The sequence below is a fragment of the Myroides odoratimimus genome (assembly GCF_030326305.1).
Lineage (GTDB): Bacteria > Bacteroidota > Bacteroidia > Flavobacteriales > Flavobacteriaceae > Flavobacterium > Flavobacterium odoratimimum_A.
The window spans coordinates 1-11,516 of sequence record NZ_JACAKB010000049.1; the positions used below are offsets into that span (position 1 = coordinate 1).

The window sequence follows — 11,516 nt, forward strand, 5'->3', positions numbered from 1 at the left end:
TAAAGTAATTTAAGTTGATGTTTTTAAAAAACCACTCAAAGAAGTGCTTAGCAGTTTCAATGTTACTACTAGCATCAGTTTTCTTGTTTCATTTTATTAGGTCATACCTTCTGTGTAGTTGTTTTACTCAAAAAAGCAAGATATTCACCCAATGTGATGGACATTACAAGGGATAAATGATTATATTTACAGAATCAAAATTACTCCAATAATAAGGAAACACCTATACTGAGGTGTTTTTGTTGTTGCTATATTTTAGAAAAAAATATAGATAGTAGGGGTAATAAAAAATTGTTTATTGTTGTTAAGGAAAAAGATAGATGAGCGAATTATTTAAAACGCAAGAAATTACATATAACAAAGGGGAGGCTATCAAGGTATACAAGGACAAAGATATTGCTTCGGCTTATGTAGCACAGCGTATAGCTAAAATTATAAAAGAAAAACAAAATAAAGGGGATCGCGCAATTATCGGATTGGCAACAGGATCTACTCCAAAAGGGGTGTACAAAGAGTTAATACGCCTTCACAAGGATGAGGGATTAAGCTTTAAAAATGTGACTACCTTTAACCTGGATGAGTATTATCCCATTTTACCAATAGATGATCAGAGTTATGTATCGTTTATGAAGCATAACCTGTTTAATCATATCGATATTGACCCAAAACATGTACATATCCCCGATGGGACTTTATCTCTAGAGGGAATACAAGCGTACTGTGATCTATATGAAAAGAAGATTGTGGACTTTGGAGGGCTTGACTTGCAATTATTAGGTATTGGTCGTACAGGTCATATCGGATTTAATGAACCTGGTGCTATACTAGAGTCTAGAACACGTCTGGTAACCCTGAATGATATTACGCGTGAGGATGCAAAGGACGACTTTGGAGGCAAGGATAAAGTACCTACACAGGCAATCACAATGGGGGTACAAACCATCACTCAAGCTAAGGAGGTAATCTTAATGGCGCTAAGTCAGCGCAAGGCAGAGATTATAAAAAAAGCATTAGAAGGAGAAATCTCCGCTGATATACCTGCTACTTTCTTACAAAAATTGTCTCATGTAGAGTATATCTTGGATAATGAAGCGGCATCGCTTTTATCTAGAACCGAGTAGTTGATATTAGAGAATGGGAGTCTGTTTTAAGGAATTAAAAATATGGAATTGTTGCCCTACAAGTATAGGGTATATTTATCACGGATTATAAATCTGCGATAACAAACATTATAGAGAAGCTGTTGTCTTAAGACAATGGCTTTTTCATTTTATTAAGCGGTAGTGCGTATTTAGAATAACTTAATGAAGAAAAGGCTATGTGTAATTTAATGCCAAGGCACACATTGTTAATTTTTAACTCTTAATTGGAAGTTCCCAGTTTTCTTAAAATAGGTGTTGACTCAAAAAAAAGATAGTTTCGACATTTTGATATTGTTAAAAAAGGTAAAAAGACTATCTTTGATGGTTAAAGAAAGAAATAAACTGTAAAAAAAATGAAAATATTAGTTACTGGAGGATTGGGATTTATAGGATCTCATACCGTAGTAGAGCTACAGCAACAAGGATATGAGGTAGTTATCGTAGATGATCTATCTAATTCTTCTATCGAGGTACTAGATGGTATCGAGGGGATTACTAAAGTACGTCCTTTGTTTGTGGAGTTGGATTTACGAGATGGAGCTGGAGTGAGTAAACTTTTTGCAGATTATAAGGATATTACAGGAGTGATTCACTTTGCAGCTTCAAAGGCTGTGGGGGAGAGTGTAGAAAAACCTTTAATGTATTATGAGAACAATATTGTTCCTCTACTGAATTTATTAAAAGAATTAGATAAGAAAGAGAAGAGTCATTTTATCTTTAGTTCTTCATGTACGGTGTATGGGCAAGCGGCTGTAATGCCAATTACAGAACAGGCTCCAGTTCAAAAGGCACTATCTCCTTATGGAAATACTAAGCAAATCGGGGAGGATATTATCACAGATGTGACTCGTGTAAGTAATATAAGCGCAGTATTATTGCGTTATTTTAATCCGATTGGGGCGCATGCTTCAACTTTAATTGGGGAGCTTCCTAATGGTGTTCCTCAGAATTTGATTCCGTTTATTACACAAACCGCTATTGGGTTGCGTCAGGAGTTGTCTGTATTTGGAGATGATTATGATACGCCTGATGGTACTTGTATACGAGACTATATCCATGTGGTGGACTTGGCAAAAGCGCACGTGGCAGCACTAGATAGATTGATAAAAGAAGAGAATGTAGATAAGGTAGAGGTATTTAATGTAGGGACTGGGAAAGGATCTTCTGTAATGGAGATTATTCAGGCTTTTGAAAAAGTATCAGGAGTTAAGCTTCCCTACAAGATTGTAGCTAGAAGAGAAGGTGATATTACCCAGGCTTATGCTTCTACTACCAAAGCAAATGAAGTGCTAGGATGGAAGACAGAGTTATCATTAGAAGAGGCGCTGGAGAGCGCTTGGAAATGGGAACAGAAGGTGCGTAATCGTTAGTCAGTTTGCATGGATGTAATTCATTTACAGTATATAACCTAACAAGAATAAAATAGAAATATTAATACAGCAATAGAGAAGTAAAAACAATTAATAACAATTTGCCCTTTTACTATCGCTTATAAAAACTCTATTGCTTTTTTATAAGAGCCCACCTTTTGGTGGGTTTTCTTTTTTTATCCCCTTTGTATGTCTATTTATCAGTTGTATTGGAGTTTAGATGTAAATCCTTGCTAGCTATTTTTTGTAATATGTAAATTATTTTGGTTAAAAATGAGAATAATTTATATGTGTTTTTTGTCGCGTACTTAGGTCCGTGATAATAAAAAATAGGCTTTTACGGTTTTCCGTAAAGGATGAATGTTTTCTATTGTTACTTTTGTCAGCAGTAAGGTACAAGAGGAACTATCTTTATTAATCACTCTTATTTATATTTTCCCAAAAAAATAAATAACCTTTTACCTTACCCTAATAAAAAACCTTTCTTTTATAAGAGAGGTTTTTATTTTTTATAATATCATTAAGGATATATCCCTTATAAATATTTGAATTTCTTCATTAGTTTAGAATAGATATAAATAAAAAGCTTGAATCATCCTTTTAGATAAGAATAAATTGTTAATTTTAGTCCCTATTAGGTATAGAAAGTATGAGAAAAATAATAGTAACAGGTTTTGTATTGTTGTGTTTAGGGGTGTATGATCATTATGGGCAGACAATCTCTACGCGTAGTGCAGTAAGGGCTACTTATGATTTAGAAAAGGCTACTAGAGAAATTAATGCATATACAAGAAAAGCAGCTTTAAATAAACAAGAGGCCTTTTTAGAGGCTGAGAAAAGAAACCTGCCAACAAGTGGGATAAATGCCAGAGGGAATTATTTTGAGCTTAGTGGTATAGATAAAAATGGAATTTTGCTTTATAAGTCTACCCTGAACTATGGTTCTAGATTAACAGCCAGGGTAAATGCTATCCAAAAGGAGGTTGGCGTTAATAAGTACTTAGAGGGAGAAGGGATGACAGTTGGGATTATCGACGGACTACCTTTATTAGATACCCATCAAGAGTTTTATACAACGACTTCTAATACAACCTCGAGAGTAACCTTAGGGGAGTCTCTTCCTTCTTTGACACAATATAATGCTAAAGGGTATCAAAAAAGCCGTTATCACGCTACTCATGTAGGAGCAACGATGGTGGGGCTAGGTTATAATCAAAAGGCCCAAGGAATCGCTCCTAAAGCAAAACTAGTGAGTTATTCGTGGAATAATGATTATCGCAAGATGGGGCAAATGGCCTCTGGAGGAATATTAGTTAGTAATCATTCTTATGGGTATAACTACTTTGATGATTATGGATATTTAACTGAGCCTAGTTTGATAAAGAATTTTGGGGCTTATTCTGAGCACAGTAGAGAATTTGACCGCGTAGCATATTTATTTGCTTATTATCAGCCTGTGATAGCAGCAGGAAACGATGGGGAGTTGCACTATAGTGTTTATGGGGGGAGTCAAAAGGAAAACTGTAATTGTGATTTGTTAAATGATTCTTCTGTATCTAAAAATGCAGTAGTAGTAGCTGCTGTAGTAGAGGTTGCTAACTATACTGGACCTTCTGATGTAGTGCTGGCCAGTTTTAGTAGTCAAGGGCCTACTAATGACTTTAGGATAAAGCCTGATATCTCGGCTAAAGGGGTAGATGTATTATCAGCGGCTTATCGCAATCCAAGTCCTTTATATGGGGCGGCTGAGACTGGTCTATATGCTTATAGTGATGGTACATCGATGGCTGCTCCTGCTGTTAGTGGAGTATTTACCCTATGGCAAGAATGGGCTATTTATGCCTCTAATACCAATATGCCTTTTAAATCAGCTACCTTGCGCGCGTTGATGGCTCATACAGCTGATGAGGCTGGTCATGCTGCGGGGCCTGATCATTTGTTTGGTTGGGGGGTGATTAATGCTAAATCTGGTGTGGATGTCATGTTAGCGGCCAAGGATAACCGAAGTACCCTTATCCTGGAGAATGAGCTTAGAGAACAACAAAAATATACGCATGAAATCCAAGTAGCAGAAAAGACAAGTAAGATGGTGGTGACGCTGGCCTGGACAGATCCGCCTGGTGTGGTGAGTTACCAAAACTCAGATGAGAATTATAAAAAAAATAATAGCGACCTAGTCAATGATTTAGATGTAGTGGTTAAAAAAGGCAAGAATACCTATTATCCATGGAAGTTAAATAAAGATTTTAATGATCTTAGAGCCATCCAAGGAGTCAATGATGTAGATAATATCGAAAAGATAGAATTATACGATGTAGAGCCTGGAACCTATGTAATTGAGGTCACTCATAAAGGAAAATTAGAAACTGGTAAGCAGGAATATTCTTTAATTAGTACTGTAGGGGAGTTCGATGATCTTCAGGAGAGTAAAATAGAGACTAAACAAGAGATAAGGTTATGGCCTAATCCTGTGAAGGATCATCTATATGTGTCTTTAGACAAGACATACAATGGCAAGGTAATCGATATAAAGGTGTATGATATAAATGGACGTTTAGTACTTAATAGCTCGGATACAGTACAACAAGAAAGAGTAAGTATTAATATGGCAAGTCTAAACTCTAATATCTATATAGTAGAGGTAAAAGCAGAGAATCTTTCTAAAACGGTTCGTATCGCAAAAAGATAAGAAGATAGTAAGGATATATAGTAAAAGCACGAAGGCGAACCTTCGTGCTTTTTTGTTTTTACTTCACTTATCGTAAAAACAAGTATTAGTAGGTCAAAGAAGTATTTCTTTTTGCAAGTAATGGATGTTTTCCTTTTGGTAATTCTGAATATAAAATTGTATGGGAACTCAACAGGAGTGAGTGTTATCAAAATTACTAAAGGCATTTATTTCATCTTTATTTCAATATTCTAACGCTTTGTAATAGTTAAAGTAAAGAGTATAAGAACAATTATGAAAATTAGTTTTATTGATTAGAATATTATTTGTTGTAAAGTTAATGCTTTAATGTTTTTTTGTTAAAAAATATTTATAATTAAATAATTTATGGTTAATAGTGTGTGATATTGTGTGTTTTTTAGTTTGTATTGTGTTTTAAAGGGAATATTCTTTTTTAAAGACATTATTCTTTAGAAATAATTTAGTTCTAGAGGCAGTAAAAAAACAGTATGATACAATAGTTAATGTTTAGTGAATAGTTTTTGAAATATTGCAGTATTTGATTTCATTTGTTACGTACTTTCTAAAAATAGAGGCTCTAGTTTGAATATTGTCTTGCTATTAAGTGGTATTTTACCTTACTAACAAAATAATAGGTTGAAATTAAAACAATTAGCAATATGAAAAAGAAAGTAATTTTAGGGGCTTTTATGTTGATAGTCTCTTTGGCTAGTGCTCAGACTAAAGTAAGTGGTACTAGTATCGGTATTGATCTGGGGGGATTAGTATCTATAGTGTATGATGATGTGTCTACTCTGGGGTTAAAAGATAATCAGTGGAGAAAGATCAGAGAGTATCAGAGTGATTATGAGACAAGATATAATCATTGGGCTAGTGCTAAGCATTATAAGCAGTATGATCTAGATCGTAAAAGAGAAGAACTATACAAAGAAATCAGAATACAAATAGGTAATATCTTAACTGTAGAGCAACGCGAGAAATGGAATACAGGGGATTATAATTATAGACATTATCACCCTTATGACTATAAGAGAGAACATCACTACAAAAAGAGTAATAAGTATAAAAATAAGCACAATAAAAAGCACAAGCATAAACACGATAATTGTCACTAGAGATTAAAAAGTCTGCTCTGTAAGGGGCGGACTTTTGTTTTTTTATGACTTATACAGTCTTTAGTAAAAAGAAAGTAATTAGAGTAAAACAGTGTTTTGTTTTGAAACTTATTGTGTTTATTGACGTTTAATTTTTGTTTTCTATCTGTTTTGTGTGTTTTTAGTCTGATAATTTAGAATTAAGTATTATCAATACTTTAAAATAGGAAGTCAATTCTTTTCTACTCATCTGGTGAAGAATGACTCCTGTGTATATTAATGATCAGGACATCTTCTAATATATGTGAATGTAGCAGTAAATAGTGTGATTTGTTGTGCATATTTTCTTTTTTGTTGTTTTCTTGTGTTTAGTTATATTTTTGATTTTTTAAATTTTATTGTTATTTTTTTATTCTTTTTATTGTATTATTAATAATAATAATTTAGTATCATTGAATATTGTTTTGTTGTTTGTATTTTTGTTTAGTTAATGAAAAAGTAAAATAAAACAAGTATAATTTAGGAAATGGTTTAGTGATTATATACCACTATTAGAAAGTAACTAATGGGTAGGTTCTTCTTAAATCAGTAATTTAGTACCTATAACAGCATATAACTTTCTTATAGTTTAGCTTTATATTTAAAATAGTCTTTTTATATTCTTCTATTTTGTACTTGCTTGTAAAAAGTAAGATATTATATGAATATTCAACAAAACATCAAAAAGATAGGAATCACCTTGATTGCTTTGAGTTGTTTCTCTATTGCTAAGGCTCAACAAGATCCGCAATACACCCAGTACATGTACAATGCTAATATGATCAACCCAGCTTATGTGGCAAGTAAGGAGAATCTTAGCATCTTTGGAATGTATAGAGCGCAATGGGTAGGGATGGATGGAGCTCCTAAAACAGCGGTTGTGTCTGGCTTAACCCCACTAGGGGATAATGGCTTAGCGCTAGGAGTAAATTTTGCTAATGACCGTATTGGGGCGATGGATGAGAATAATATTTCGGTTGACTTGGCCTATACAATCGATTTAAATCAAGACTATAAATTGGCCTTTGGTTTAAAAACTGCTGCTAATATCTTAAGTGTTGATTATACTAAACTAACTATTTTCGATCCAACAGATCCCACTACATTAACCAATATCAATAATAAGTTTAATCCCAATATTGGAGCTGGAGCTTATCTGTTTTCTGATAAAGCCTATGTGGGGGTATCTGTGCCTAATTTTTTAACCACAGACAGGTATGATGATAATGAAGTGACAGTAATGCGTCAAAAAGCTCATTTTTATTTAATGGGAGGCTATGTGTTTGAACTTAATCCAAGTCTTAAGTTTAAACCAGCTACTTTAATTAAAGCAGTAAGTGGAGCTCCTTTGCAAGTAGATTTAACAGCTAACTTTCTTATCGTAGATAAATTTACTATAGGGGCTGCGTATCGATGGGATGCCTCGGTAAGTGCACTGGCTGGTTTTCAGATTAATGAAGGGCTTTTTGTTGGATATAGTTATGATGCTGATACAAGTAAGCTGAATAATTATAATTCAGGTTCGCATGAGATTTTTTTAAGATTTGAGCTTTTTAGTAAACATAGCAAAGTAAATGCTCCAAGATTCTTCTAATTGTAAGGGGATAAAAAATCAGATTATGAGAAAAGAGATATTATGGAGTATATTCCTTTTAATGGGCCTTGGAGTATATGGACAAAAGGTAATAGAAAAAAAGGCAGATAAGATATATGAGGTACAAGCTTATGTCAATGCAATCAAAATATATGAAAAATTAGCAAGTAAAGGATATATGAATGCTGATATGCTGAAAAAGTTAGGGAATTCATATTATTTTAATGGAAAGCTTATAGAGGCAAATCGGTGGTATAAAGAACTTTTTGAAGGAGAATATCAGGATAAAGCAAAAGAGATCATACCGTCAGAGTATTATTATCGTTATGCACAAACTCTAAAATCCATGCAGGACTATCAAAAGTCTAATCAAATGATGGAGGTGTTCTCTGTCTTAGAGAAACAGGATTCTAGGTCGAGATTATTTACCTCTACCAAAGATAGTTATCTAGAAGATATAAAGAAGAATTCTAACAGCTTTGAACTCACTAACCTAAGTATAAATTCGCCTTATTCTGATTTTGGTGCTGCGATTTGGAAAAATCACTTTGTCTATACCTCTGCTAGAGAAACAGAGTACAAAACAGGTAAGGAGCTACACGAGTGGACCAATGAAAGCTACACAGCTTTATTTCGCTCTAGAATAAATCCTGATGGAACTTTTAGTGAGCCTTATCGATTATTACCAGGTATGGATACAAGAGTAAATGAGGCTACAGCTGTGTTTACACAAGATGGTAAGACAATGTACTTTACTCGAAATAATACAACGGCTAGTGGAAAAAGAAAACTGAATAAGAATAGAACCGCGCTTTTAAAGATATATAAGGCTACACTGTTAGAGAATAATCAGTGGGGTGATATAGTAGATTTACCTTTTAATTCAGATAATTTCAGTACTGCTAACCCTGCGTTATCTCCTGATGAGAAGTGGTTATACTTCTCCTCAGATAGAGAAGGAACAGTAGGACAGTCTGATATTTTTAGGGTTCCTATTAATGAAAATGGTGATTTTGGAGAAGTAGAGAATCTAGGGACTAAAATAAATACAGAAGCACGTGAGACTTTCCCTTTTATTTCAAAAGATTGGGTTTTGTTTTTTAGTTCTGATGGACATCCTGGTTTAGGAGGGCTAGATGTATTTGCTGTTCAAATTTACCCCGATGGAAGTCTAGGGGAAATCAAGAATATGGGAGCTCCTATTAATAGTAGCGCGGATGACTTTGGTATGTATATTGATACAGAGAAAAATCAAGGTTATGTAAGTTCTAATAGAGCTAAAGGAGTAGGAGGAGATGATATATATTTATTTACTAAAAAGCCGTGCTATCAAGTAGTAAAGGGAAAAGTACTGGATATAGATACAAATGAACTATTGGCTCAGGCTAGAATAACTGTATATGATCACGCATATCAAAAGATACAAGAGATACAGGCAGATGAAAAAGGAAATTATAGAATAGATAACCTATTGTGTGGTGAGAAATATCGCTTAAAAACGGAAATACTAGACTATAATACAGAGGAGAAGATTATACATCTGACAGAAACACCTCATCTGGTAGTAGACACAGATATCAGCCTAGAGAAAACAGAAAAACCACTTACTAAAGAGGATGATCTGTTCAATATTTTACGTCTTGAGCCTATTTATTTTGACTTTGATAAGATTAGTATTAGACCTGATGCAGCTATTGAGCTGATGAAGGTAGTAGAGGTACTGAATCTGTATCCAAGTATGAAGATAGATGTGCGATCTCATACCGATAGTAAAGGAAACAATCAGTATAATCTAAAACTATCCGATAGACGTGCTAAGGCTACTGTTGAGTGGATCATCTCTAAAGGCATAGATAGTAGACAAGTAAGTGGAGAAGGATATGGCGCTACTCAATTGCTAAATCACTGTGATAAAGGTGTTAATTGTTCTGAGAAGGAACATCAGTTAAACAGACGTAGTGAGTTTATTGTGATAGAATTATAGTATGTAATAACTAGTAATTTTCGTCTAAGTAATAAGCGTTATTTGTTGTGTTTTTATTTTTTTGTGTAATTGTTATTAAATTAAGTTGATTTAATATATAAAATAGTATAAGTTATGAGAATGATATTTGTTTATTTTTGTCTTTTGTTATCAATAAAAGGAATAGCTCAAAAGAATGTGGGTATAAATACTACAGTACCTTTGAGACTATTGCATATTGATGGAAAAGGAGATAATGATAAAGGAGGGAATAATGTACAAGCATATAAAAATGATGTAGTTGTAGATTCAGAAGGAAAAGTTGGTATAGGAACAATAGATCCAAATCAAAGTTTAGATGTTAGAGGGAAAACATATAGTGAAGGGTTGATTTTAAAACCAGAATCACTCACTGATAATGTAGATGTATTTAATACTGTACCTTTGTTGATTGATAAAAATACAGGAGTTGTGTCTTTAAGTCCTACAGGATATAGTAAAATAATAGGAGGAGTTAGGCCTCATGGAGGAACTTCAGGAAGTAAAGTAATAGCAACAATTCCTAATAATAATACATTAATAAGAGTGAAATTTGTTATTTACACGCATAAAAGTAGTGCCTCAAATAATGATGATCAGCAAGCGTATAATTATGGAGATTTTGTAATTGTAGGTTTTAATGATCCATCTAGTCTTAAAATTATAGATGCACAATTAAAAGGCTCTGATGGAAAAGTAAGGGAAGATGCAACAATAACAAATACATCAATAAAATGGAGAAGTGGCGCACAAGGAAATATTGAAATAAGGATAGACGCTGAAAAAAAAGAACTACTTCTTATTTTAAGTACTGTGGTAAGTAGTTATCTTTTTGAAATTTTTGGTGGACTTTAGAAGTGAAGTGATTCACATTTAGTATCAATAGTTTTTATGATGTAAATTAGTTCTATGAAATGGATGATGAGATATTTACAAGAGTTATAATAAAGCTTTGCTATTGTATTGTGTAGTATTTCTTATCAAATATAGGAGTGACGTATCTACAGATCAATCAGGTTTTAGTTTAGTTAAAGTTTGTAAGGAAATATCAAAGAGATATCAGATAGCTTTTTAAAAAAAATAGGTTATGCTTGTTTTTGATACAAAGTCTATCAGGTTTGTCATCAGGTCAAATAATTTGAACAATAAAGAGTATACTCATGAAATGTGCTGTCTTCCCCACCTACAAATAAAGCAATTATTATAGATAGTTTATGGATAAGTAGTTTTATGTAAATATAGTAGGGTTGTATTGGAATAAAGAAGTCAGACAAAGATTATCAGAAAGTATACTTTGTTAATAATACCTTTAAGGCTATCCTGTGGTATTTTATTAAAGAAATTAGCTGTCCAACACAAGTTTACTTAAAGAAACATGTACTTTTTTTCCATCGTTTTTATATAGTCTGTAAGACTAAAGGGCGATGATTTTTTAGAAGCCAGCTTTCTGGCTTCTTTTTTTTGTCCTATTTTATCGGGGACAATAATCTATGTTAATATAAAAAATCACTAAGTACACGACAAAAAACTAAAGCAATTGATATTTAAAGGGTTGTGTCCATTTTTAGAGAGTAATAATCTTGATA

Annotated in this window: 7 protein-coding genes; all 7 read left to right on the forward strand. The window is 33.2% G+C overall.

The features are described from left to right. Window positions 1-320 precede the first annotated feature (320 nt). The 7 genes from nagB (at window position 321) to HX049_RS17610 (ending at window position 10,785) form a co-directional block, all read left to right on the forward strand. Window positions 321-1,121 (forward strand): glucosamine-6-phosphate deaminase, encoded by an 801-nt coding sequence (nagB, locus tag HX049_RS17580; protein WP_286417605.1) that lies wholly within the window; start codon window positions 321-323, stop codon window positions 1,119-1,121. A gap of 374 nt (window positions 1,122-1,495) precedes the next feature. Further along, a complete protein-coding gene (gene galE, locus HX049_RS17585; protein ID WP_286417607.1) occupies window positions 1,496-2,512 on the forward strand; it encodes a UDP-glucose 4-epimerase GalE in 1,017 nt (338 codons plus the stop codon). 649 nt (window positions 2,513-3,161) lie between these two features. Further along, a complete protein-coding gene (locus tag HX049_RS17590) occupies window positions 3,162-5,201 on the forward strand; it encodes a S8 family serine peptidase (protein WP_286417609.1) in 2,040 nt (679 codons plus the stop codon). Window positions 5,202-5,860: 659 nt separating this feature from the next. After that, on the forward strand, window positions 5,861-6,316 hold the full coding sequence (locus HX049_RS17595) for a hypothetical protein (RefSeq protein WP_286417611.1): 456 nt from the start codon (window positions 5,861-5,863) through the stop codon (window positions 6,314-6,316). A 679-nt stretch (window positions 6,317-6,995) separates the two neighbouring features. Then, window positions 6,996-7,928: a PorP/SprF family type IX secretion system membrane protein gene (locus HX049_RS17600; RefSeq protein ID WP_286417613.1), complete on the forward strand. Its 933-nt coding sequence runs from the start codon at window positions 6,996-6,998 to the stop codon at window positions 7,926-7,928. Window positions 7,929-7,953: 25 nt separating this feature from the next. Then, window positions 7,954-9,912, forward strand: a complete 1,959-nt coding sequence (locus HX049_RS17605; protein ID WP_286417614.1) for an OmpA family protein — start codon at window positions 7,954-7,956, stop codon at window positions 9,910-9,912. Window positions 9,913-10,026: 114 nt separating this feature from the next. Beyond that, on the forward strand, window positions 10,027-10,785 hold the full coding sequence (locus tag HX049_RS17610; protein WP_286417615.1) for a hypothetical protein: 759 nt from the start codon (window positions 10,027-10,029) through the stop codon (window positions 10,783-10,785). Window positions 10,786-11,516: the final 731 nt, after the last annotated feature.

What these genes read in the sequence shown, in the direction of transcription:
- HX049_RS17595 (WP_286417611.1), top strand. Translation starts at nt 5,861, where the DNA reads ATGAAAAAGAAAGTAATTTTAGGGGCTTTTATGTTGATAGTCTCTTTG.
- HX049_RS17590 (WP_286417609.1), top strand. Translation starts at nt 3,162, where the DNA reads ATGAGAAAAATAATAGTAACAGGTTTTGTATTGTTGTGTTTAGGGGTG.
- HX049_RS17610 (WP_286417615.1), top strand. Translation starts at nt 10,027, where the DNA reads ATGAGAATGATATTTGTTTATTTTTGTCTTTTGTTATCAATAAAAGGA.
- HX049_RS17600 (WP_286417613.1), top strand. Translation starts at nt 6,996, where the DNA reads ATGAATATTCAACAAAACATCAAAAAGATAGGAATCACCTTGATTGCT.
- galE (WP_286417607.1), top strand. Translation starts at nt 1,496, where the DNA reads ATGAAAATATTAGTTACTGGAGGATTGGGATTTATAGGATCTCATACC.
- nagB (WP_286417605.1), top strand. Translation starts at nt 321, where the DNA reads ATGAGCGAATTATTTAAAACGCAAGAAATTACATATAACAAAGGGGAG.
- HX049_RS17605 (WP_286417614.1), top strand. Translation starts at nt 7,954, where the DNA reads ATGAGAAAAGAGATATTATGGAGTATATTCCTTTTAATGGGCCTTGGA.